Source organism: Citrobacter sp. KTE151 (genome assembly GCF_000398845.1).
Classification (GTDB): domain Bacteria; phylum Pseudomonadota; class Gammaproteobacteria; order Enterobacterales; family Enterobacteriaceae; genus Citrobacter; species Citrobacter braakii.
On record NZ_KB976063.1, the window covers coordinates 1,234,408 to 1,257,390 of the forward strand.

The window sequence follows — 22,983 nt, forward strand, 5'->3', positions numbered from 1 at the left end:
GATGCTCACGCTTCTTATCCGGCCAACGCAATGTTTGGTAGGCCGGAAAAGGCGCAAGCTCCGTCAGGCTACAGACACAATTTTAGCGTTTAGCAACGCGGATAGTTTGTGCCAGGCGTGATGGTTTTTCTTCGTGGGTTTTCTGCGGCGCGGTCGCGTAAGCCGTCTCTACGCAAACAAACGTTTTATAGCCGTCATCCGGCATGTCGCCCATGCTAACGGACAGCGCCGGACCCGGGTTCCAGCCCACGACATTCAGATGGTGGTGATGGACGACGTCGATATTGCGGTTGAGAGCATCATCATGGATAACGCTGCACGCTTGCGGATTCAGATAGACACGATCGGTGCGGTCCGGGAAGGTCTGGATACCATCAGCCAGCACATCTTCTTTAGCATCATTTACTTTGTCGATCAGGCGATCGCCAAGTCCACTGACTTTTACTGCCGCAATGTCACCGACGTTGAAATAGGTATGCAGCGCAGAGGTTGTTTCAAATTCACCGTGGGCTTCCAGTTCCATTTCACAGGTGGCACCTACTTTGAAACGGGCCAGCAGGCAGAACTCGTGCGGCCATAGCTGACGCGTTTCAGCGTTGCTTTGCAATTCAAACGTCAGCACCACACCATTGTCGTCTTCATTGTGCGCTTTCAGCGTCCATGGCAGGTTGCGGGCAAAACCATGAGAAGGCAGGCCCTGCTGAGCAGCCGGACCAAACCACGGCCAGCAAATTGGTACGCCGCCACGCAGCGCTACGCCGGTTTTAAACGGGGTATTGTTACTTAGCCACAGGACTTCCTCTTCGCCGTTGGGTTTCCAGGAAAGAAGATGTGCGCCCTGCAGTGCGAAAGATGCTTTAACCTGTGGATGATCGACCACTAGAATCTCAAGTTCATCAAGCTGGCGGCGGGAGAGGACCGGGGTAATTTGTTCGATTACCGGAAGTGCAAAAATTTTATTAATCATTATGCAATCCTTTTTTTTACCCTAAATAATTCGAGTTGCAGGACGGCGGCAAGTGAACGATCCCGATGAGCTTACAGAAGTAAGTGATTCGGGTGAGAGAGCATTGCCAACACACCGGTAACTTGAAGTATGACGGGTATCTTCAGGCAAAAAAAAGAGCGACCTGAGTCGCTCTTACAGATTACTGTTTCATCTCAACTTATTTGGAGATGTGAGCAATCAGGTCCAGAACTTTGTTGGAGTAGCCGGTTTCGTTGTCGTACCAGGATACCAGTTTCACGAAGTTGTCGTTCAGTGCGATACCAGCTTTAGCATCGAACACGGAAGTGCAAACTTCACCGTTGAAATCGGTAGATACTACGTCGTCTTCGGTGTAACCCAGAACGCCTTTCATCGGGCCTTCGGAAGCAGCTTTGATTGCTTTCTTAATTTCTTCGTAAGAAGCAGCTTTTTCCAGACGAACGGTCAGGTCAACAACAGATACGTTCGGGGTAGGAACGCGGAACGCCATACCAGTCAGTTTGCCGTTCAGTTCTGGCAGTACTTTACCTACAGCTTTAGCAGCACCGGTAGAGGACGGGATGATGTTCTGGGATGCGCCGCGGCCGCCGCGCCAGTCTTTGTGAGACGGGCCATCAACGGTTTTCTGAGTAGCGGTGGTCGCGTGAACAGTAGTCATCAGACCTTCGATGATGCCGAAGTTGTCGTTGATAACTTTAGCCAGCGGAGCCAGGCAGTTAGTGGTGCAGGAAGCGTTAGAAACGATGTCCTGACCTTCGTATTTGTCAAAGTTAGCGCCTTTAACAAACATCGGAGTGTTATCTTTGGACGGACCAGTCAGAACCACTTTTTTCGCGCCAGCAGTGATGTGCTTACGAGCGGTTTCATCTGTCAGGAACAGGCCAGTAGCTTCAGCTACTACGTCAACACCAACTTCGTCCCATTTCAGGTTAGCCGGATCACGTTCAGCGGTAACACGGATTTTTTTACCGTTTACGATCAGATGACCGTCTTTCACTTCAACGGTACCGTTGAAACGGCCGTGAGTGGAGTCATATTTCAGCATGTAAGCCATGTAGTCAGCGTCTAACAGGTCGTTGATTGCAACGATCTCGATGTCAGAGCGTTCTTGAGCAGCACGGAAAACAATGCGACCGATACGGCCAAAACCGTTGATACCTACTTTGATAGTCATATATTCCACCAGCTATTTGTTAGTGAATAAAAGGTTGCCTGTAAAATTACAAAAACCTTACGCAGCGTCAAGCGGAATCGTGTCAATCATTGCGACAAATCAATCTGCTGCTTAAGCTTTGCGCAACTGACTCGCCTCACTCTTCCTTTGGGCTTGAAACCACATGGGGTCGGCGGCCCGAATTTTAAAGGGCAATCAAGATAAAAACGTGATTGTGATCACGAATTGCAGGCTGCCATTTCGCACGGATCAAGTTTAGAACAAAAGTTCGCACTCTGGTGTTAATGTTTTGTTAGAATCTGTCTCGCGATGTGAGTTTAGATAAAGCGAGATGTGAGCAAATGGCTAATCAACCTTCTCCAGAAGAACTAAAAAAAAATTTAACCGAAATGCAGTTCTACGTGACGCAGAATCACGGGACAGAACCGCCATTTACCGGGCGTTTGCTGCACAACAAGCGTGACGGCATCTACCACTGTTTGGTCTGTGACAAACCGCTATTTCGTTCCGAGACAAAATATGACTCTGGCTGCGGCTGGCCCAGCTTTTACGAGCCTGTCAGCGCAGAGGCTATCCGTTACATTAAAGATACTTCACACGGTATGCAGCGCATTGAAATCCGCTGTGGTAACTGTGATGCGCACCTGGGGCATGTCTTCCCGGATGGTCCGCAACCTACAGGTGAACGTTACTGCGTTAACTCAGCGTCTTTGAACTTCACCGATGGTGAAAACGGTGAGCAGACCAAAGGCTGAAGAAACGATTCAGCAAATTATTCTACGGAGAGTGGATTTAACATGAATCTTGATGAGATGATCAACAGCATGACGCCGGAAGTTTATCAGCGCTTATCAACTGCCGTTGAACTCGGAAAATGGCCGGATGGCGTGGCGCTAACGGCAGAACAAAAAGAGAACTGCTTACAGCTGGTGATGTTGTGGCAGGCGCGAAACAATATTGACGCGCAGCATATGACGATTGATACCAACGGTGAGATGGTGATGAAGAGTAAGCAGCAGTTGAAAGTGGAGTTTGGTATTACGCCCGAACCCATTGCGACGTTTAAATCCTGATTACTCAGGCCCGGCAAACATCTATGTCGGGCCCGCAGTTGAAGTTATTTCTTGTTCATCATCGCCTTCAGATCGGCGAACGGATTATATTTCGCTTCGCCCACCGCTTTCTGTGCATCTTCGCCTGCAACCACCGTTGAACCATACTGGTCCGCTTCCGTATATTTGGAATGTTCGTGATCGTGGCAGTACAGGCACAACATTTCCCAGTTGCTACCATCTTCCGGGTTATTGGAGTGATCGTGATCGATATGGTGTACCGTCAATTCGCGCAAATTTGAATACACGAACTCACGGGAACAACGTCCGCAGACCCAGGGGAAGAGTTTAAGCGCCTTTTCCCGGTAACCGACTTCCAGACGGGCGTAATTTTTAGGGATAAAAGCCATAAAGCTCATGCCTCCAGTAGAAAATGAAAAGCTGCGCCAAAAGCTGGCGCAGCAGAATGCGATAATCATAACCTATTGTGTCAGGCGTTGGGATCAGTGTTTGATGCCTAACGAATCGGCTAACTGCTTAGCCAACTGGTTTTGGTCATCCGCACCGTATTCCCAGAACATGGCGCCTCCCAGCCCCTTGCTCTTGATGTAGTCAGCCTTGATCGCTACCGAGCGTGGATTTTCATAGGAGAGGGCAAAGAGCGCTTTTCCCTCCACAGACTGCACTGACAGCCACGGCACTTTTGCTTCATCATCCCAATGCTGGCTAAAGCGCTTTTGCGGATCGTTGATCAATTTCGCCACAATGTCGTTGTACTTCACATAGGTATCTTTGCTCAGATCGACGCCCAGTGATTTGAACAATTCAATTTGCGCGGGCCCGAAATAGGGCTGGGTAACAGGATTTTTCTGTGCGTCAGGTTTGCTCCAGTCAATGCCTGGCTCAACAGCGCGTTTCGGTACGCGACCATAAAAACCAATGCCCAGGTTCATCTGACTCGCTTTTAGACCGGCAGCAAGATAGTTGTTGACCACAAAATCAGCGCTGTACTTATCCGCCGCGGCAACCGTCGGCCATTGTGTCGAATCGTACAGGTTCGAGTTGAAATACTGCGTACCGTAAGCCATGTCATAGGTCATCAGGTTTATGTAGTCGAGCGATGGCGCAATGGCTTTCACATCCACCCAGCTTTTCGGGCTTTCCGCATTTGCGCCCACGGCGATAGTCAGTAGTTTTTTATGCCCCAATGCGGCGCGGAGCTCTTTTAACAGTGCGGTAAAGTTAGCACGGTCGGCCGGTTGACTTTCGACCAGTCCCCAGGCGCCGTTGACTGGGTATTCCCAGTCGAGGTCGATGCCATCAAGGCCATATTTCGCAATTATCTCCTGAGCAGACTGAATAAACACCGCGCGCGATTCTTTCGTTGCCGCCGCGCCTGAGAATCCACGTGCCCCCCAACCACCGACGGAAAGCAATACTTTCAGGTTCGGATTCTGTTTACGCAGCTGTGGAATTTTCAGTAAATCATCCTGCACTTTCGGTGAAAGCCAAATCTGATGCAGCTTACTGGCGTCTTTTAAGGCGTCATTGGCCTCGTCTTTTTCGTTGTTGTAGACAAGGCCAAACGAATAGTTGAGATGGGTTATCTGACGAACATCCAGTTTATTGATGTCGCCACCAGGACCGGCAGTGACGTCGCCGCCACCATTGAAGTAGCCAACTGACATCAGTGAACTGGCGGAAACAACGCTGGCGCAAAGCAGGGGTAATGCTGCCAACAAAGGCAATAGTTTCATCGGTGTTCCTCTTTGACATTTAAACAAGCAAACACGCCACGGAAATGGCGTGGCGAAAAAAAATAGCACCTGCAGGTTAACAGTTTCATAACAGGAAAAATGCGAAGGTGTTCACGTCATTTTAACCAAGCGGCTGCTGTGTCTTTGGCTTTCAATTCATCTTGGCACTTATTTGTGATCTAAGTTGTGAAATGCAGATCATAATCTGTGTTTTAAAGATTTTATGTTGACCTCAAAAATTATATGGATAAGTATGATGCCAGGTGATGCAAAACTAAACACAAAGGAAAATTCAATGAAAGCACTGGCAAGATTTGGCAAGAGCTTTGGCGGCTACAAGATGATTGATGTCCCGGAACCGATATGCGGCCCGGATGACGTAGTGATTGAAATCAAGGCGGCAGCTATCTGCGGCGCGGACATGAAACACTACAATGTCGACAGTGGGTCCGACCAGTTCAATTCGATTCGTGGTCACGAATTTGCCGGCCAAATTGTGCAGGTTGGCGATAAGGTTAAGGACTGGAAAGTCGGTCAGCGAGTGGTTTCTGACAACAGCGGGCACGTCTGCGGCGTTTGTCCGTCTTGCGAACAAGGTGATTTTCTTTGTTGTACAGAAAAGGTGAATTTAGGTCTGGATAACAATACCTGGGGAGGGGGGTTTTCGAAATACTGTCTGGTCCCTGGGGAGATCCTCAAAATTCACCGTCATGCGCTGTGGGAAATCCCAACAGGTGTTGATTATGAAGAGGCGGCTGTACTCGATCCCATCTGCAATGCCTACAAATCTATCGCCCAGCAATCCAAATTTCTTCCGGGTCAGGATGTGGTGGTTTTTGGTACCGGCCCGCTGGGACTTTTTTCGGTACAAATGGCGCGCATTATGGGGGCCGTTAATATCGTGATGGTTGGGCTGGAAGACGATGTCGCGGTACGTTTCCCGATAGCCAAAGAAATGGGGGCCACGGCTGTCGTCAACGGTTCAACCGAAGATGTGGTCGCACGTTGTCAGGAGATCTGCGGGAAAGACAATCTGGGACTGGTCATCGAATGTTCCGGTGCCAATATAGCCCTGAAACAATCTATCGAAATGCTGCGTCCTAACGGTGAAGTCGTCCGCGTGGGGATGGGCTTCAAACCTCTCGATTTTTCTATTAACGACATCACTGCGTGGAATAAAAGCATCATTGGTCATATGGCCTACGATTCCACTTCCTGGCGCAATGCTATTCGCCTGCTCGCTAGCGGTGCGATAAAAGTCAAACCGATGATCACTCACCGTATCGGCTTATCGCAATGGCGAGAAGGTTTTGACGCGATGGTCGATAAGACCGCGATTAAGGTCATCATGACCTACGACTTTGATGAATAACCCCATTTATTAAAGGAAGGTTCCCGGATGGAACAGATAGCAAAACCGCACTGCGGCGCGAGGTTGGACAGGCTGCCTGACTGTCGCTGGCATACGTCTATGTTTGCCATGGTTGCCTTCGGATTACTGGTTTGCTGGAGTAATGCCGTCGGTGGATTAATTCTCGCGCAATTAAAAGAACTTGGCTGGACTGATAATTCCACCACCGCCACATTCTCTGCCATTACGACGGCTGGAATGTTTCTCGGTGCGCTCGGTGGGGGAATTATTGGCGATAAGATCGGGCGTAAAAATGCATTTATTCTGTATGAAGCGATTCATATTTTTTCTATGATCGTTGGTGCGTTTTCACCCAATATGACCTTCCTGATCGCCTGTCGTTTTGTGATGGGAGTTGGATTAGGCGCGCTGCTGGTCACCTTATTTGCCGGGTTTACCGAATATATGCCTGGCAGAAATCGTGGTACTTGGTCGAGTCGGGTCTCGTTTATCGGCAACTGGTCTTATCCGCTCTGTTCACTGATCGCGATGGGGCTGACGCCACTTATCAGCGCGGAATGGAACTGGCGCGTACAGCTGTTGATTCCTGCGGTGCTGTCGCTCATAGCAACTGTTATTGCCTGGCGCAGTTTCCCTGAGTCGCCTCGCTGGCTGGAGTCTCGCGGGCGCTACCAGGAAGCCGAAAAGGTGATGCGGGCAATTGAAGAAGGTGTCATTCGACAGACCGGTAAGCCTCTTCCGCCAGTCGTGATAAAGGATGATGGTAAACAACCTCGTTCTGTACCGTACTCCGCCTTATTAACAGGTGTATTGCTGAAGCGGGTTATTTTGGGTTCTTTTGTTCTGATTGCCATGAACGTCGTTCAGTACACCTTAATTAACTGGCTACCGACAATATTTATGACCCAGGGTATTAATCTGAAAGACTCCATTGTCTTAAATACCATGAGCATGTTCGGTGCGCCATTTGGGATTTTTATCGCCATGCTGGTAATGGATAAAATTCCGAGAAAAACAATGGGGGTGGGGTTATTAGTGTTAATTGCTGTGCTGGGTTATATCTATTCGCTGCAAACCAGTATGCTGCTAATTACATTAATCGGTTTTTTCCTGATTACTTTTGTTTATATGTATGTTTGTTATGCCTCCGCTGTATACGTTCCGGAAATATGGCCGACCGAAGCGAAACTTCGCGGTTCGGGACTGGCCAACGCTGTCGGGCGTGTCAGTGGTATCGCCGCACCTTATGCAGTCGCAGTATTACTTAATGGTTACGGCGTGACAGGGGTGTTTGTACTGCTAGGTGCGGTCTCCATTATTGTCGCCATTGCCATTGCTACCATCGGAATTGAAACCAAAGGCGTCTCTGTCGAAAGTCTCGGGATTGATGCAGTTACCAGCAAATAATATTGACGGGAAATAAAATGAAAAACTTGAAAGCGATATTAAAAACGCCGGGCACGATGAAAATCATCGCCGCCGATATTCCGGTGCCCAATGAGCATGAAGTGCTGATCAAAGTTGAATACGTTGGGATTTGCGGTTCAGATGTTCACGGTTTTGAATCAGGTCCTTTTATTCCGCCGAAAGATCCTAATCAGGAAATTGGTTTGGGGCATGAATGCGCCGGTACGGTGGTGGCGGTAGGAAACCGTGTAACCAAATTTAAACCGGGTGATCGGGTGAATATTGAACCCGGTGTACCGTGCGGTCACTGCCGCTACTGCCTGGAAGGGAAATACAATATCTGCCCGGACGTCGATTTTATGGCTACGCAGCCCAACTACCGTGGCGCGCTAACCCACTATCTGTGTCATCCGGAGAGTTTCACTTACAAATTGCCCGATAACATGGACACCCTGGAAGGTGCGCTGGTGGAACCAGCGGCGGTGGGTATGCATGCTGCAATGCTGGCAGACGTTAAACCGGGTAAGAAAATCGTCATTCTTGGGGCGGGGTGTATTGGTTTAATGACTTTGCAGGCGTGTAAATGTTTGGGCGCAACCGAGATCGCGGTGGTTGATGTGCTGGAAAAACGTCTGGCGATGGCTGAACAACTCGGGGCGACAACCGTTATAAACGGTGCAAAAGAGGACACCATTGTCCGCTGCCAGCAGTTCTCTGGCGATATGGGCGCGGACATTGTTTTCGAAACTGCCGGTTCAGCCATAACCGTTAAGCAGGCGCCGTATCTGGTGATGCGCGGCGGGAAAATCATGATCGTTGGTACAGTACCTGGTGATTCCGCAATTAATTTCCTCAAAATTAACCGTGAAGTGTCTATTCAGACAGTTTTCCGTTACGCCAACCGCTATCCGGTTACTATTGAAGCCATATCCTCCGGTCGGTTCGATGTGAAATCGATGGTGACGCATATTTACGATTATGCAGATGTTCAGCGCGCGTTTGATGAATCCGTTAATAACAAAAGCGAAATTATTAAAGGCGTAATTAAAGTAAATCATTAATTTATCGGAAAGGGAGAAATAACTATGCTGGCAGATATTAAATATTGGGAAAATGATGCCCAAAATAAACATTATGCGATTGCTCACTTTAACGTGTGGAATGCGGAAATGCTAATGGGGGTGATTGATGCGGCGGAAGAATCGAAATCGCCGGTGATTATCTCTTTCGGTACTGGTTTTGTGGGTAATACCTCGTTCGAAGATTTTTCGCACATGATGGTTTCAATGGCTAAAAAGGCCTCGGTTCCAGTTATTACCCACTGGGATCACGGACGTAGCATGGAGATTATCCATAACGCCTGGACTCATGGTATGAATTCGCTGATGCGTGATGCCTCTGCCTTTGATTTCGAAGAGAATATTCGTCTGACAAAAGAGGCCGTGGATTTTTTCCATCCGCTGGGTGTGCCGGTCGAAGCTGAGCTGGGCCATGTGGGCAATGAAACGGTGTACGAAGAAGCGCTGGCGGGTTATCACTATACCGATCCGAACCAGGCGGCGGAATTTGTCGAGCGTACCGGCTGCGATTCTCTGGCGGTGGCGATTGGTAACCAGCACGGCGTCTATACCTCAGAGCCGAAACTGAATTTCGACGTGGTTAAACGCGTGCGGGAAGCCGTATCCGTGCCACTGGTGTTGCATGGTGCGTCGGGTATCAGCGATGCGGATATCAAAAAAGCCATTTCATTAGGTATCTCTAAAATCAACATTCATACCGAACTGTGCCAGGCTGCCATGGTGGCAGTGCAGGAGAACCAGAATCAGCCCTTCCTGCACGTTGAACGTGAAGTTCGCAAAGCGGTAAAAGAGCGCGCGCTGGAGAAAATTAAATTGTTTGGTTCTGACGGTAAAGCGGAATGACAACATGGATAATATCGAGGTTATTTGTATAGGGGCAGCTATTGTTGATATTCCCTTACAGCCGGTGAGTAAAAATATTTTTGATGTTGATTCTTATCCGTTAGAAAGAATAGCGATGACAACCGGCGGCGACGCAATTAATGAAGCGACTATTATTTCTCGTCTCGGTCATCGTACAGCGTTAATGAGCCGGGTAGGTGCTGATGCAGCAGGTCATTTTATTCTCGACCACTGTCGTCGGGAGAATATAGATATTCAGAGCCTGAAGCAGGATGCCGCAATTGATACATCTATTAACGTGGGATTAGTCACCGCCGATGGCGAGCGTACTTTCGTGACTAACCGTAACGGCAGCCTGTGGAAGCTGAATATCAGCGATGTTGATTTTGACCGCTTCTCTCAAGCAAAGCTGCTGTCGCTGGCGAGTATTTTTAATAGCCCGTTACTGGATAGCGATGCACTGACGGAAATTTTCGCTCAGGCGAAAGCGCATCGGTTAATTATCTGTGCGGATATGATCAAACCGCGGCTTAATGAAACACTGAAAGATATTCGACAGGCATTGAGTTACGTGGATTATCTGTTTCCTAATTTTGAGGAGGCCAAACTGCTCACCGGGAAAGAGACGCTGGATGACATTGCCGACAGTTTCCTGAACTGCGGCGTGAAAACAGTCGTGATTAAGACCGGGAAGAGAGGCTGCTTTATCAAACGTGTCGATATGAAAATCGAGGTTCCAGCCGTTTCGGGAATTACCGCCATCGACACTATCGGCGCGGGAGACAATTTTGCCTCGGGATTTATTTCCGCGCTGCTTGAAGGCAAAACACTGCGTGAGTGCGCGCTGTTTGCTAATGCAACGGCGGCCATATCGGTTTTGAGCGTAGGGGCCACGACGGGTGTGAAGAACAGAAAGCTGGTTGAACAACTTCTCGATGAATATGAAGGATAATAGCGGCAGATGAAAATGATTCCTTTAGGCAGTACGGATATTACGCTTTCCCGCATGGGATTAGGCACATGGGCGATTGGCGGCGGTCCGGCGTGGAACGGCGATCTCGATCTGCAGGTCTGTATTGATACCATTGTTGAGGCGCATCGCTGCGGTATTAATTTGATTGATACCGCGCCAGGTTACAACTTCGGCAATAGTGAAGTGATTGTCGGGCAGGCGCTGAAAAAACTGCCGCGTAACGATATCGTTGTTGAAACCAAATGCGGCATCGTCTGGGAGCGAACAGGAAGTTTGTTTAACAAAGTGGGCGACCGGCAGTTGTATAAAAATCTCACACCCGAGTCGATTCGCGAAGAGGTGGATGCCAGTCTGCAAAGACTGGGTATTGAGAGCATTGATATCTACATGACCCACTGGCAGTCGGTCGAACCCTGTTTTACGCCGATTGCGGAAACCGTCGATACACTAAACGCACTCAAGAAAGAGGGGAAAATTCGTTCTATCGGTGCGGCTAACGTCGATGCGGAACATATCAGGGAGTATCTCAAACACGGTGAGCTGGATATCATCCAGGCCAAGTACAGCATCCTTGACCGGGCACTGGAAGCTGAACTGCTGCCGTTATGTCAGCAGCATGGCATCGTGGTGCAGGTATATTCACCGCTTGAGCAGGGTCTACTGACCGGAACTATTGATCGCGATTATGTCCCTGGCGGGGCGCGGGCCAACAAAGTCTGGTTCCAACGAGACAATATGCTACGGGTGATTGACATGCTTGAGCAATGGCGGCCGTTGTGCGAAAAATACCGCTGCACAATCCCCGCGCTGGCACTGGCGTGGATTTTAAAGCAAAGCGATTTAATCACCTTGCTGAGCGGCGCAACCGCACCTGAACAGGTCCGTGATAATGTTCAGGCGTTAACGATTCCCCTGACCGATGATGATTCTTTATTGATGAGGCGAATGGCTGAGGCGTTGGATACAAAATAAGCCAAATGGGGTTCACCTCTGTTTCTGTGTAAAATAGCACTAAAATCTGTGATTCAGACATGTTATTTTGAAAATAAACATGGCCTGTGAGATACTTGGGTCTTATTATTACTTTGCAGCAAACAGAGGTGTCATCGTGGCGGCAAAAGACAGGATTCAGGCCATTAAGCAAATGGTGGTGAATGATAAGAAAGTAGCGGTATCTAATTTAAGTTCGATCTTTCAGGTGACTGAAGAAACGATTCGCCGCGATCTGGAAAAACTGGAAGATGAAGGTTTTTTGACCCGAACATATGGCGGTGCTGTACTCAATACAACCGCGTTGTCCGACAATATCCATTTTTATAAGCGTGCAAAATCTTTTTTTGAAGAAAAGCAGATCATTGCCCGTAATGCATTACCGTTCATTAAAAATAAGACCACCATGGCTGCCGACGCCAGCAGTACCGCGATGGAATTATTGAAACTGTTGAAGGAAAGAAACGATCTGACGCTACTGACCAACTCGGCTGAAGCTTTTCATGAACTTGCACAGTCAGAAATTAACGTTGTTTCTACTGGCGGTGAATTAAATAAGAATACGCTGTCGCTTCAGGGAAGGATCACCAAGGAGATTATCAGCCGCTATCATGTTGATATCCTGGTGATGAGCTGCAAAGGTCTGGATATGCAGAGCGGAGCGCTTGACTCTAACGAAGCGGAAGCGGAAATCAAAAAGACGATGATCCGCCAGGCGACCGAGGTGGCTCTGTTGGTTGATCATTCTAAGTTCGATCGTAAAGCGTTCGTCCAGCTCGTGGACTTTAGCCATATTAATTACCTAATAACCAATAAGGCACCGGGTGCAGAGTGGATTGCATTTTGCAAAGAAAATAATATTCAACTCGTATATTAATTTTAACGTGGGTCGTGTCGATATTATTTTAGTTTGCACCTGGAAAATGCCATAAGAATCTAATGATGATGGATGGCGCGGTGAGATTTTTTCTGCCGCGATCGCCATACTTTCTATTTAGCTTAATTTGAGGCATCCAGATGGAACAATGTGACCCTATCGGTGCAAGATTAGATCGCTTGCCTTTATCTCGATTTCATTTTCGTATTTTCGGCATTATCAGTTTTAGTTTATTAGTCACCGGTTTTCTCAGCTATTCCGGGAATGTGGTGTTGGCAAAATTAGTCAGTACCGGTTGGTCAAATAATTACCTCAACGCCGCGTTTACCTCGGCTCTGATGTTTGGCTATTTTATTGGCTCACTAACCGGTGGCTTTATTGGTGATTATCTTGGTCGACGCAAAGCGTTCCGCTTCAATTTGCTGATCGTCGGGGTCTCTGCCTGTGCGGCAACGTTTGTGCCTAACATGTATTGGCTTATCTTTTTCCGCTTCCTAATGGGGAGCGGAATGGGAGCGCTGATTATGGTGGGCTATGCCTCATTTACTGAATTTATTCCGCCCGGGGTGCGTGGGAAGTGGTCTGCTCGCCTGTCGTTTGTCGGCAACTGGTCGCCGATGCTTTCAGCGGCGATTGGCGTTGTGATTATCGCCTTTCTAAGCTGGCGGATGATGTTTTTACTCGGTGGCATGGCGATGCTCTTAGCATGGTATCTGTCGGGAAAGTACTATATTGAATCTCCTCGTTGGCTGGCTGGCAAAGGAAAGAGAAACGAAGCTGAAAAACATCTTCTACAGGTGGAACTGCAAATTCAGAAAGAAAAAAACATCACTTTACCTCCCTGCCATAGCGATTGCCTGACGGCGGATATAAGCACGGAAAGTGATTCATTTTGGCTCTTGTTCAAAGGGCCGATGTTGCGTTGTACGCTGGTGGCAATCACCGTGCTTATCGCGATGAATATTTCGCTCTATACCATTACGGTATGGATCCCGACGATTTTTGTTAACTCGGGAATCGATGTGACGAAATCTATTTTTATGACCGCGATAATTATGATTGGCGCACCCGTTGGGATATTTATTGCCACACTGATTATTGATCGTTTTCCACGTCGATTGTTTGGTTCATTCTTGTTGATTATTATCGCGCTGCTCGGATATTTCTATTCGATTCAAACCGAAGAGTGGGCTATTTTGAGCTATGGGCTGGTGATGATCTTTTTTTTGTATATGTACGTGTGCTTTGCCTCTGCGGTATATGTCCCCGAACTGTGGCCCACACACCTTAGATTGCGGGGATCGGGCTTTGTGAATGCCGTGGGAAGAATTGTCGCAGTATTTACGCCCTATGGCGTCGCTATCTTGTTGACCCGCTACGGCTCGATTACGGTCTTTATCGTGCTAGGCATAATGCTGGTGCTGTGCGCGCTGATTCTTTTTTGCTTTGGCATCGAAACACGCAAAATTTCGCTGGAGGAGATTTCGACACTGGCTTGAGATAACGTGCCGACAGGGGGGGATCCTGTCGACATCAATTAGCGCTGGGTTTCCAGCCAGTCATCAAGCGTATACAGCGTTGCGCCCGCCGCCGCCATTTCCATAAACGCCTCTGCACTGTCCTGGGGTTGAATATTGACGCCACGGCAGCCGTCGGTAATAACGCTGACGGTATAACCAAGATCGAGCGCATCCAGAACGGTGAATTTAACGCAATAGTCGCTAGCCAGACCCATGATAATAAGCTCAGCAATACGGTGTTCGAGCAGCCAGGCGTTCAGCGCGGTTGCCTGACGACGACCGTTATCAAAAAACGCACTGTAACTGTCGACCAGCGGGTTCTCGCCCTTGGTGAAGGTTTTCGCTATCGCACGCTGGTTCAGCAGCGGATGCAGGGCCGCTCCTTCGCTGTTTTGCACGCAATGATCGGGCCAGAACGTTTGCGCCAGACCATCCAGTTGTCCCTGACTGTAGGGGGCGACCTGATGCTGGCTGGCAAAACTACCGTGATTAGCCGGATGCCAGTCCAGACTGGCAACAACCGTGTCGCCGCGTAGGGCGCACCAGTCAATCAGACGGTTGGCAATCTCGATTGTGCTGTCGCCTTGCGGAACAGCGAGAGCGCCGCCGGCACAAAAGTCATTTTGTAAATCGACCAACAGTAAGGCTCGGGCCATGGGCATAGACTCCTTTATTCGTCCGGGGTGAGCTCGCCGCGCAGATTTTGCGTCATAGCTTCACGAATGCTCTGCACATCCAGTCCCTGACTGAGTAAATAGTGCAATTTGGTGAGTGTGGCTTCGACGGTCATATCCGCGCCGCCAATCACGCCAGCGTGGGCGAGGGCATTACCCGTCGCGTAGCCACCCATGTTTACCTTGCCGGACATACACTGGGTCAGGTTCACCACCACAATGCCCCGCGAGCTCGCATCTTCAAGTTCTTGCAGAAACTCTTTATTTTGCGGTGCATTGCCCACGCCGTAGGAGCGCAAAATTAACGCTTTCACCGGCTGGCGCAGGAAGTTACGCACCACATCAGCGGAGATACCTGGATAAATGGTGACTACGCCAATCGGTTGTGGAGTAATAGGGTGAACAAGCAGTTCACCTGCGCCGTGCGGTGCTGGCGGTGTTCCCAGTCGACGGATGTGGATCCCGGCTTCCAGTAGCGGCGCAAGGTTAGGTGAGGCAAAGGCGTCAAAGCCATCGGCGTGCGCTTTAGTGGTACGGTTGCCGCGAAACAGTCGATTGTTGAAAAACAGGGTTACTTCATTGATCGGGTAATTTGCCGCAACGTACAGCGCATTGAGCAGGTTGATTTGCCCGTCTGAACGTAGCTCTGCCAGCGGAATTTGTGACCCTGTCACAATTACCGGTTTACCCAGGTTCTCCAACATAAAAGAGAGCGCTGAAGCCGTAAACGCCATGGTGTCGGTGCCGTGCAGAATGACAAAACCATCGTAATCGTCGTAGTGTGCTTTAATGTCTTCCGCAATATGCTGCCAGTCTTCCGGCGTCATGTCGGAGGAATCCATCAACGGGACGTATTCGTGGATGGTGAAGTCTGGCATCTCCGGGCGGTGGAATTCAGGCATCAATGCCAGTTGACGCTGGAGATGACCAGAAACAGGAATATAACCCTGTTCTGAGCGCTGCATACCAATGGTACCGCCGGTATAGGCAACGTAAATCGATTTCTTTTGCATGACTTTTCTTCTGTCTCAATGAAAACCCCTCTTCATCCCGAAGAGGGGGCAATTGTTAGCGAACGTTGGCGCAGGTCAGGCAAAACGCATATCGGTTTTGCGGATCGTTAAACGCGGCCAGCTTATCGCTTTCCGCTTTAACTGCACTGGCCGCAGAAGCAAGCGGCGCCGGGAGCATGGCCTGAATAGCTTCGGGCAGCATGGCGCGAACGGAGCCTGACATGCTGTCCATTACCATATCGACGAATGTCGGTTCATCCTGATAATACGCAATGTGCCACTGTTTCAGCTTGGCAAGCTCAGCCGCTTTCGCGATGGCGTCGTCAAAATCACCGAGGCTGTCTACCAGTCCGTTGGCTTTCGCATCCTGACCGGTCCAGACGTGACCCTGCGCGATTTTGTCAATCTGCTCAGGGGTTGTCTTACGTGCATCCGCGACCAGCGTGATAAAGCGCTTATAGCCATTTTCAATGCTCAATTGCATCATTTGCTGCACTTCAGGCGGTAACGCTTTGGTGATGGAGATATCCGCCAGCGGGGAAGTGGCCACGCCATCGGTATGTACACCAATGGAACCCAGGCTGTTTTCTACGGTGTTGATCACACCAAAGATCCCGATTGAACCGGTCAAAGTGCTGGGGTTCGCCACAATGTAACTGGCTGGGGTGGAGATCCAGTAGCCACCGGAGGCCGCCATGCCGCCCATGGACACGACAACCGGTTTACCCGCCGCTTTTGCCGCAGCCAGCTCAGCACGAATGACTTCCGAGGCGCTGACGCTGCCGCCAGGACTGTTCACGCGCAGTACAATAGCTTTCACTTTCGGATCGAGACGCGCTTCGCGGATTTGTGCGGCAGTGGTGTCGCCCCCCACATTTCCTGGGGTTTCTTCACCGTCCATAATCGCGCCGTTCGCGAAGATAACGCCAATGCTGTCTCCGGTATCCGCCGGCGTTTTCAGCGAATAATCGTAATAGCTGACGGCGCGATAGTTTTTATCCGCTTTGCTCCAGCCAAACTGTTTGGTCAGCATTTTTTCGACTTCGGCGCTGGAGGCGAGTGCATCCACCAGTTTGTTGTCGAGCGCATATTTCGCCGTATCTCCATCGACCTTCGTCAAACCGTCCAGCATTGCCTGTGCGCCAGGGAACACCTGCTGAGCTGGGATCTGGCGGTTGGCGGCGACCGTGTCGAGATAGTTCTGCCACAGCTCGCCTATCCAGCGACTGTCGGCTTCACGCGCGGCAGGAGACATATCATCGCGGATAAACGGTTCTACGGCAGACTTATAGGTCCCGACGCGGAATACGTGCGTGGAAACTTTCAGCTTATCGAGCAGGGACTTGTAGTACAGACCGTTGGTGGCAAAGCCGTGCAGATCAACGGAACCCTGCGGAGAGAGGTAAATTTTGTTAGCAAAACTGGCGAGGTAATACTGCCCTTGGCTGAAGTTATCGCCCACGGCAAAGACCGGTTTACCGCTGTCGCGGAATTCCCGCAGTGCTTTGCCGATATACTGCATGGAAGGCTGGTCTGCCCCGGCAAAATTTTTCAGATCCATCACGATGCCGGTGATGTTGCGATCATCTTTTGCCTGGCGAATCGTATTCACGATATCGAACAGGGAGTTTTCCTGCAGACGATCGGAACTGGCGCCAAACAGCTGACGGCCAATAACGCTTAAACGACTGGTGCTCGAAGGCTTATCGACAATCACCCCGGAGATATCCAGCAGCAGCGCGCCTCGCTCAGCGTGTTCGCTGGTGTTGCTGCTGCTGACCTGCATCCAGATGCCCACGCCAACCAGCACCAAAAAGATGAAGAACAGGTTAAGCACAAATTCACGGACGAAATTGAGTAATCGCCATGTCCATTTAAAAAATCCGGCAATAAATCGCCACAGGGTTCGCATGTATTCTCCCTACCAATTAACAACACGCCACCCCGAAATCCCGGAGAAAGGCGATAAGATGAGGCTATCGTAATGACCCGACAGGCACTTGTCAGCAGGAATCACCGCCTGTGCTGTAACAAAATCCGCTCACGTGTTAATTTTGTGAACAAATTTCATTGTTGGAGTTAAGCAAATGGATGCACTCGAATTACTTATGACCCGTCGTAGCGCCTCTCGTCTCGTCGAACCGGCCCCGGCAGGAGAACAACTGCAAAATATTCTGCGTGCGGGAATGCGCGCGCCGGACCACAAAACGCTGCAACCGTGGCAATTCTTTGTCATCGAGGGCGAAGGGCGTGAACGCTTTGCCGCCGTGCTTGAAAAAGGCGCTATTGCATCTGGCAGCGATGAGAAGGCCCAGGAAAAAGCGCGCAGCGCGCCGTTTCGCGCGCCGCTGATTATTACCGTGGTGGCGAAATGTGAAGCAAACGACAAGGTTCCGCTATGGGAACAGGAAATGTCTGCCGGTTGTGCGGTGATGGCCATGCAGATGGCTGCCATTGCCCAGGGCTTTGGCGGTATCTGGCGCAGTGGCGCATTAACCGAAAGTGAGGTCGTCCGCGAAGCGTTTGACTGTCGCCCACAGGATAAAATCGTCGGTTTTCTCTATCTGGGCACACCACAGTTGAAAGCATCCACGACGATTACCCTTGCCGATCCGAGCGCATTCGTCCGTTATTTCTGATATCAACGGCAAAACTGTCTGGATTATGAGCAAAGGCACCCGAATTCAGACAGTCACTCTTACCACATCATGGAATGAGCGCTACCATATCCGGATTGCAATGACAGGAGATGTCCATGAGCGAGCAAGCTATTCGTTTAACGCAATACAGCCACGGAGCCGGTTGCGGTTGTAAAATTTCCCCAAAAGTGCTGGAAACCATCCTGCACAGTGAGCAGGCGAAGTTTGTTGATCCAAACTTACTGGTGGGTAATGAAACCCGCGACGACGCGGCTGTATACGATCTGGGGAACGGCACCAGCGTAATCAGCACCACCGATTTCTTTATGCCGATTGTCGATAATCCGTTTGATTTTGGCCGCATCGCCGCCACCAACGCCATCAGCGATATTTTCGCCATGGGCGGCAAACCGATTATGGCAATTGCTATCCTGGGCTGGCCGCTTGATAAGCTGGCGCCGGAAATCGCCCGCGAAGTAACCGAAGGCGGACGCTTTGCCTGCCGTCAGGCGGGTATCGCGCTGGCGGGGGGGCACTCTATCGATGCCCCTGAGCCTATCTTTGGTCTTGCGGTAACCGGCGTTGTTCCAACTGAACGCGTGAAGAAAAACAGCACCGCCGAGGCGGGATGCAAGCTGTTTTTGACCAAGCCTCTGGGTATTGGTGTCCTGACCACCGCAGAGAAAAAATCGCTGCTGAAGGACGAGCACAAAGGGCTGGCGACGGAAGTGATGTGCCGGATGAACATTGCCGGGGCGGCATTTGCCGATATCGACGGCGTGAAAGCCATGACCGACGTTACCGGTTTTGGGCTGCTGGGGCATCTGAGCGAGATGTGTCAGGGGGCCGGCGTTCAGGCGCAGATCGTCTACCAGGCTATTCCTAAGCTGCCAGGTGTTGAAGAATACATCGCGCAGGGCGCGGTGCCGGGCGGTACCCAGCGTAACTTTGCCAGCTACGGACACCTGATGGGTGAAATGCCGCAGTCGGTTCGCGATCTGCTCTGCGATCCGCAAACTTCCGGTGGTCTGCTGTTAGCGGTAACGCCGGAAGCTGAAGCCGAAGTTAAAGCGGCAGCTGCGCAGTTTGGCATCGACCTCACTGCGATTGGTGAGTTAGTGGAAGCTCGTGGCGGTCGCGCCATGGTTGAGATCCGTTAACTCGATGCGGTTGTTTATTGCCGAAAAACCGAGTCTGGCGCGCGCTATCGCCGATGTGCTGCCGAAGCCGCATCGCAAAGGTGACGGTTTTATCGAGTGCGGAAACGGGCAAGTGGTGACCTGGTGTATTGGTCACCTGCTTGAGCAGGCGCAGCCAGATGCCTACGACAGTCGTTATGCTCGCTGGAGTCTGGTTGATCTGCCGATTGTCCCGGAAAAGTGGCAACTGCAGCCGCGTCCCTCGGTGACCAAACAGCTCAACGTTATTAAGCGATTTTTGCATGAGGCCAGTGAAGTCATTCACGCAGGTGACCCCGATCGTGAAGGACAGCTGCTGGTGGATGAAGTGCTTGATTACCTGCAACTGGCCCCTGAAAAGCGCCAGCAGGTGCAACGCTGCCTGATTAACGACCTCAACCCGCAGGCCGTCGAGCGGGCGATTGAGCGTCTGCGCGCCAACAGTGAGTTCATCCCCCTTTGCGTGTCGGCACTGGCGCGAGCGCGGGCGGACTGGCTGTACGGTATCAACATGACGCGCGCTTATACCATTCTGGGGCGTAACGCGGGCTATCAGGGCGTACTTTCGGTCGGGCGCGTGCAAACGCCGGTGCTCGGACTGGTTGTGCGTCGCGATGAAGAGATTGAAAACTTCGTTGCCAAAGACTTCTTCGAGGTAAAGGCGCATATCGTGACGCCTGCCGATGAGCGGTTTACCGCTATCTGGCAGCCGAGCGAAGCGTGTGAGCCGTATCAGGATGAAGAAGGGCGCTTGCTAAACCGCACGTTGGCTGAACACGTGGTAAACCGCATTAACGGTCAGCCGGCGATCGTCACCAGCTATAACGATAAACGGGAATCAGAATCCGCGCCGCTGCCGTTTTCGCTGTCGGCGTTGCAGATTGAAGCGGCGAAACGCTTTGGCTTAAGTGCGCAAAACGTTCTGGATATCTGCCAGAAGCTGTATGAAACCCATAAACTGATCACCTATCCGCGTTCGGATAGCCGTTATCTGCCGGAAGAACACTTTGCCGGACGTCACGCGGTGCTGAACGCGATTAGCGTCCATGCGCCGGATCTTCTTCCGCAATCTGCGGTCAATCCCGATACGCGAAACCGCTGTTGGGATGATAAAAAAGTGGATGCCCACCACGCCATCATTCCAACCGCGCGCAGTTCGTCCATCAACCTGAACGATAATGAAGCGAAGATATACAATCTGATTGCCCGTCAATATCTGATGCAGTTTTGCGCGGATGCGGTATTCAGGAAGTGCGTTATTGAGCTGGACATCGCGAAAGGTAAGTTTGTCGCCAAAGCCCGTTTTCTGGCGGAGGCCGGATGGCGTACGCTGCTTGGCAACAAAGAGCGCGACGAAGATAACGACGGGACGCCGCTGCCGGTGGTGGCAAAAGACGACGAGCTGCTGTGCGAAAAAGGCGAAGTGGTTGAACGACAGACCCAGCCTCCGCGGCACTTTACCGATGCCACGCTGCTGTCAGCGATGACCGGAATCGCGCGCTTTGTGCAGGATAAAGATCTGAAAAAGATCCTGCGCGCAACGGACGGACTGGGAACGGAAGCGACGCGCGCCGGGATTATCGAGCTGCTGTTTAAGCGTGGTTTCCTGGTGAAGAAGGGGCGCTATATCCATTCTACCGATGCCGGAAAAGCGCTGTTTCATTCGCTGCCTGAAATGGCGACGCGCCCGGATATGACCGCGCACTGGGAGTCTATCCTGACCCAAATCAGCGAAAAACAGTGTCGATATCAGGATTTCATGCAGCCGCTGGTGGGGACGCTGTATCAGCTAATCGATCAGGCGCGCAGCACGCCGGTTCGACGCTTCCGTGGTATTGCCGCACCGGGTAGTAGTGGTGGTGACAAGAAAAAGAGCGCGCCGCGGAAACGCACGGCGAAAAAAAGCCCGCCATCTGAAGAGGCGGGCCTGTAATGCGCTCTTAGGCTGGATAAGGCATGTGTGCCGCATCAAGCCTACGGGAACAACAGATCTGAATTAAATCACACCCTGGCCCAACATCGCGTCGGCAACTTTCACGAATCCCGCGATGTTGGCGCCACGTACGTAGTTGGTTTGCTTGCTTTCGCCGCCGTACTCGACGCAGGCATGGTGAATATCCAGCATGATGTGGTGCAGGCGCGCATCCACTTTCTCCGCTTTCCAGCCCAGACGTGCGGCGTTCTGCGCCATTTCCAGACCGGATGTCGCTACGCCTCCCGCGTTGGCCGCTTTACCCGGCGCGAACAATACACCCGCTTCCAGGAACAGATCGGTGGCCTCGATGGTGGTAGGCATGTTTGCCCCTTCGGCGACAGCCTTCACGCCGTTGGCGATCAGCACGCGTGCCGCATCGACATCAAGTTCGTTCTGGGTGGCGCACGGCAGGGCGATATCAACCGGAACCGACCACGGCTGTTGGCCTTCCAGATAGGTCAGGCCAAATTCGCGGGCGTAATCCGCCACGCGGCCGTCGCGGCTGTCTTTGATCGCGCACAGACGCGCCAGTTTTTCTTTGGTAAATCCGCTTTCGTCGACCACGGTACCGCTGGAATCGGAGGCGGTGACTACTCGCGCGCCAAACTCCATGGCTTTCTCAATGGCGAATTGCGCCACGTTACCGGAACCAGAGACGGCCACGCGCATGCCTTCAAAGCCCAGACCATGGCGTTTGAGCATCGCTTCGGTGAAGTACACCAGACCGTAGCCGGTAGCTTCCGGGCGAATCAGGCTGCCGCCGAAAGAGAGACCTTTACCGGTAAAGACGCAGGCGCTGTTGTTGGACAGTTTTTTCATCATCCCGGCCATAAAGCCGACTTCACGACCGCCCACGCCGATATCGCCCGCCGGAACATCGGTATCGGGCCCTAAATGGCGGAACAGTTCGGTCATCAGCGCCTGACAAAAACGCATGATTTCGCCTTCGCTTTTACCTTTCGGATCGAAATCGCTCCCGCCTTTACCCCCGCCCATTGGCAGCGTGGTCAGGGCGTTTTTAAATGTTTGCTCGAAGCCAAGGAATTTCAGGATCGACAGGTTCACGGAAGGGTGGAAACGCATCCCGCCTTTGTATGGGCCAATGGCGGAGCTAAACTGCACGCGCCACGCGCGGTTGACCTGCACCTGATTGCGATCGTCCAGCCAGACGACGCGGAACTGGATCACGCGCTCCGGTTCAACCAGACGTTCCAGCAACGACATCTGACGATAACGCGGGTTTTGCTCGAGGAAGGGCCACAGTGTCGTCATTACCTCACGAACGGCTTGCGCGAACTCGGTCTGATTCGGGTCGCGCTTTTGCACATGGTTAAGGAATGACTCCAGAGAACGTGTCTGATCCATAGATATAAGTACCTCTTATGTATTGATATGGTTATATTTTTGATTTTTGTGTTAAGTGTTTTGCAGTTTTTGACTATAACATCAGCAGTGTGACGGGACGCAAGAAA

The 22,983-nt window shown here is 51.1% G+C and carries 21 protein-coding genes; 13 read left to right on the forward strand and 8 right to left on the reverse strand.

Translation table 11 applies throughout. The features are described from left to right. Positions 1–82 precede the first annotated feature (82 nt). Together WC7_RS15515 and gapA are read right to left on the reverse strand one after the other, a co-directional pair. Entirely contained in the window at positions 83–967 is an 885-nt protein-coding gene (locus tag WC7_RS15515; RefSeq protein ID WP_016152815.1) for a D-hexose-6-phosphate mutarotase, read from the reverse strand. Positions 968–1,166: 199 nt separating this feature from the next. Continuing rightward, positions 1,167–2,162, reverse strand: coding sequence for a glyceraldehyde-3-phosphate dehydrogenase (gapA, locus tag WC7_RS15510; RefSeq protein ID WP_003030697.1), 996 nt, complete (start codon positions 2,160–2,162; stop codon positions 1,167–1,169). A gap of 341 nt (positions 2,163–2,503) precedes the next feature. Here gapA and msrB point away from each other — a divergent pair, with 341 nt between their 5' ends. Then, a complete protein-coding gene (gene msrB / locus WC7_RS15505; RefSeq protein ID WP_016152816.1) occupies positions 2,504–2,917 on the forward strand; it encodes a peptide-methionine (R)-S-oxide reductase MsrB in 414 nt (137 codons plus the stop codon). A gap of 42 nt (positions 2,918–2,959) precedes the next feature. Continuing rightward, complete coding sequence (locus WC7_RS15500; RefSeq protein ID WP_016152817.1) at positions 2,960–3,235, forward strand: YeaC family protein; 276 nt, start codon at positions 2,960–2,962, stop codon at positions 3,233–3,235. A 44-nt stretch (positions 3,236–3,279) separates the two neighbouring features. Here WC7_RS15500 and yajD read toward each other — a convergent pair whose 3' ends face one another. Then, the gene (gene yajD, locus WC7_RS15495; RefSeq protein WP_003832478.1) at positions 3,280–3,624 is read right to left on the reverse strand and encodes an HNH nuclease YajD; all 345 of its coding nucleotides are present in this window, start codon (positions 3,622–3,624) and stop codon (positions 3,280–3,282) included. A gap of 93 nt (positions 3,625–3,717) precedes the next feature. Then, on the reverse strand, positions 3,718–4,971 hold the full coding sequence (locus WC7_RS15490; protein ID WP_016152818.1) for a chitinase ChiD: 1,254 nt from the start codon (positions 4,969–4,971) through the stop codon (positions 3,718–3,720). Between the two features lie 295 nt (positions 4,972–5,266). On the opposite strand from WC7_RS15490, the gene WC7_RS15485 reads away from it, so the two are divergent. The 8 genes from WC7_RS15485 to WC7_RS15450 all read left to right on the forward strand — a co-directional run bounded on the left by WC7_RS15485 (position 5,267) and on the right by WC7_RS15450 (position 14,011). Then, a complete protein-coding gene (locus WC7_RS15485) occupies positions 5,267–6,343 on the forward strand; it encodes a zinc-binding dehydrogenase (RefSeq protein WP_016152819.1) in 1,077 nt (358 codons plus the stop codon). A gap of 27 nt (positions 6,344–6,370) precedes the next feature. Next, positions 6,371–7,750 carry an MFS transporter gene (locus WC7_RS15480; protein WP_016152820.1) on the forward strand — a complete coding sequence of 460 codons (1,380 nt, stop codon included), beginning with the start codon at positions 6,371–6,373 and terminating at the stop codon, positions 7,748–7,750. 17 nt (positions 7,751–7,767) lie between these two features. Next, positions 7,768–8,811 carry an NAD(P)-dependent alcohol dehydrogenase gene (locus WC7_RS15475; RefSeq protein WP_016152821.1) on the forward strand — a complete coding sequence of 348 codons (1,044 nt, stop codon included), beginning with the start codon at positions 7,768–7,770 and terminating at the stop codon, positions 8,809–8,811. Between the two features lie 24 nt (positions 8,812–8,835). Next, positions 8,836–9,672 carry a ketose-bisphosphate aldolase gene (locus tag WC7_RS15470; protein WP_016152822.1) on the forward strand — a complete coding sequence of 279 codons (837 nt, stop codon included), beginning with the start codon at positions 8,836–8,838 and terminating at the stop codon, positions 9,670–9,672. Between the two features lie 4 nt (positions 9,673–9,676). Beyond that, entirely contained in the window at positions 9,677–10,624 is a 948-nt protein-coding gene (locus WC7_RS15465) for a carbohydrate kinase family protein (protein WP_016152823.1), read from the forward strand. Between the two features lie 9 nt (positions 10,625–10,633). Then, entirely contained in the window at positions 10,634–11,617 is a 984-nt protein-coding gene (locus WC7_RS15460; protein ID WP_016152824.1) for an NADH-dependent methylglyoxal reductase, read from the forward strand. 136 nt (positions 11,618–11,753) lie between these two features. Then, complete coding sequence (locus WC7_RS15455; protein ID WP_016152825.1) at positions 11,754–12,512, forward strand: DeoR/GlpR family DNA-binding transcription regulator; 759 nt, start codon at positions 11,754–11,756, stop codon at positions 12,510–12,512. 140 nt (positions 12,513–12,652) lie between these two features. Next, positions 12,653–14,011 (forward strand): MFS transporter, encoded by a 1,359-nt coding sequence (locus tag WC7_RS15450; protein ID WP_016152826.1) that lies wholly within the window; start codon positions 12,653–12,655, stop codon positions 14,009–14,011. Positions 14,012–14,049: 38 nt separating this feature from the next. Here WC7_RS15450 and pncA read toward each other — a convergent pair whose 3' ends face one another. From pncA to sppA, 3 genes are read right to left on the reverse strand one after another with little or no spacing between them, the layout of a single operon-like run. Beyond that, a complete protein-coding gene (pncA, locus tag WC7_RS15445; protein ID WP_016152827.1) occupies positions 14,050–14,688 on the reverse strand; it encodes a bifunctional nicotinamidase/pyrazinamidase in 639 nt (212 codons plus the stop codon). Between the two features lie 14 nt (positions 14,689–14,702). Then, a complete protein-coding gene (gene ansA / locus WC7_RS15440) occupies positions 14,703–15,719 on the reverse strand; it encodes an asparaginase (RefSeq protein ID WP_016152828.1) in 1,017 nt (338 codons plus the stop codon). Between the two features lie 55 nt (positions 15,720–15,774). After that, entirely contained in the window at positions 15,775–17,631 is a 1,857-nt protein-coding gene (gene sppA, locus WC7_RS15435; protein WP_016152829.1) for a signal peptide peptidase SppA, read from the reverse strand. A gap of 175 nt (positions 17,632–17,806) precedes the next feature. On the opposite strand from sppA, the gene WC7_RS15430 reads away from it, so the two are divergent. The 3 genes from WC7_RS15430 (at position 17,807) to topB (ending at position 21,469) form a co-directional block, all read left to right on the forward strand. Then, entirely contained in the window at positions 17,807–18,358 is a 552-nt protein-coding gene (locus WC7_RS15430; protein ID WP_016152830.1) for an NAD(P)H nitroreductase, read from the forward strand. A gap of 116 nt (positions 18,359–18,474) precedes the next feature. Further along, on the forward strand, positions 18,475–19,518 hold the full coding sequence (selD, locus tag WC7_RS15425) for a selenide, water dikinase SelD (protein WP_016152831.1): 1,044 nt from the start codon (positions 18,475–18,477) through the stop codon (positions 19,516–19,518). Positions 19,519–19,522: 4 nt separating this feature from the next. Then, on the forward strand, positions 19,523–21,469 hold the full coding sequence (topB, locus tag WC7_RS15420; protein ID WP_032947018.1) for a DNA topoisomerase III: 1,947 nt from the start codon (positions 19,523–19,525) through the stop codon (positions 21,467–21,469). A 63-nt stretch (positions 21,470–21,532) separates the two neighbouring features. Here the strand turns inward: topB and gdhA are convergent, their stop codons facing one another. After that, on the reverse strand, positions 21,533–22,876 hold the full coding sequence (gene gdhA / locus WC7_RS15415; RefSeq protein WP_016152833.1) for an NADP-specific glutamate dehydrogenase: 1,344 nt from the start codon (positions 22,874–22,876) through the stop codon (positions 21,533–21,535). Positions 22,877–22,983: the final 107 nt, after the last annotated feature.

What these genes read in the sequence shown, in the direction of transcription:
- WC7_RS15515 (WP_016152815.1), bottom strand. Translation starts at nt 967, where the DNA reads ATGATTAATAAAATTTTTGCACTTCCGGTAATCGAACAAATTACCCCG.
- gapA (WP_003030697.1), bottom strand. Translation starts at nt 2,162, where the DNA reads ATGACTATCAAAGTAGGTATCAACGGTTTTGGCCGTATCGGTCGCATT.
- msrB (WP_016152816.1), top strand. Translation starts at nt 2,504, where the DNA reads ATGGCTAATCAACCTTCTCCAGAAGAACTAAAAAAAAATTTAACCGAA.
- WC7_RS15500 (WP_016152817.1), top strand. Translation starts at nt 2,960, where the DNA reads ATGAATCTTGATGAGATGATCAACAGCATGACGCCGGAAGTTTATCAG.
- yajD (WP_003832478.1), bottom strand. Translation starts at nt 3,624, where the DNA reads ATGGCTTTTATCCCTAAAAATTACGCCCGTCTGGAAGTCGGTTACCGG.
- WC7_RS15490 (WP_016152818.1), bottom strand. Translation starts at nt 4,971, where the DNA reads ATGAAACTATTGCCTTTGTTGGCAGCATTACCCCTGCTTTGCGCCAGC.
- WC7_RS15485 (WP_016152819.1), top strand. Translation starts at nt 5,267, where the DNA reads ATGAAAGCACTGGCAAGATTTGGCAAGAGCTTTGGCGGCTACAAGATG.
- WC7_RS15480 (WP_016152820.1), top strand. Translation starts at nt 6,371, where the DNA reads ATGGAACAGATAGCAAAACCGCACTGCGGCGCGAGGTTGGACAGGCTG.
- WC7_RS15475 (WP_016152821.1), top strand. Translation starts at nt 7,768, where the DNA reads ATGAAAAACTTGAAAGCGATATTAAAAACGCCGGGCACGATGAAAATC.
- WC7_RS15470 (WP_016152822.1), top strand. Translation starts at nt 8,836, where the DNA reads ATGCTGGCAGATATTAAATATTGGGAAAATGATGCCCAAAATAAACAT.
- WC7_RS15465 (WP_016152823.1), top strand. Translation starts at nt 9,677, where the DNA reads ATGGATAATATCGAGGTTATTTGTATAGGGGCAGCTATTGTTGATATT.
- WC7_RS15460 (WP_016152824.1), top strand. Translation starts at nt 10,634, where the DNA reads ATGAAAATGATTCCTTTAGGCAGTACGGATATTACGCTTTCCCGCATG.
- WC7_RS15450 (WP_016152826.1), top strand. Translation starts at nt 12,653, where the DNA reads ATGGAACAATGTGACCCTATCGGTGCAAGATTAGATCGCTTGCCTTTA.
- pncA (WP_016152827.1), bottom strand. Translation starts at nt 14,688, where the DNA reads ATGGCCCGAGCCTTACTGTTGGTCGATTTACAAAATGACTTTTGTGCC.
- ansA (WP_016152828.1), bottom strand. Translation starts at nt 15,719, where the DNA reads ATGCAAAAGAAATCGATTTACGTTGCCTATACCGGCGGTACCATTGGT.
- sppA (WP_016152829.1), bottom strand. Translation starts at nt 17,631, where the DNA reads ATGCGAACCCTGTGGCGATTTATTGCCGGATTTTTTAAATGGACATGG.
- WC7_RS15430 (WP_016152830.1), top strand. Translation starts at nt 17,807, where the DNA reads ATGGATGCACTCGAATTACTTATGACCCGTCGTAGCGCCTCTCGTCTC.
- selD (WP_016152831.1), top strand. Translation starts at nt 18,475, where the DNA reads ATGAGCGAGCAAGCTATTCGTTTAACGCAATACAGCCACGGAGCCGGT.
- topB (WP_032947018.1), top strand. Translation starts at nt 19,523, where the DNA reads ATGCGGTTGTTTATTGCCGAAAAACCGAGTCTGGCGCGCGCTATCGCC.
- gdhA (WP_016152833.1), bottom strand. Translation starts at nt 22,876, where the DNA reads ATGGATCAGACACGTTCTCTGGAGTCATTCCTTAACCATGTGCAAAAG.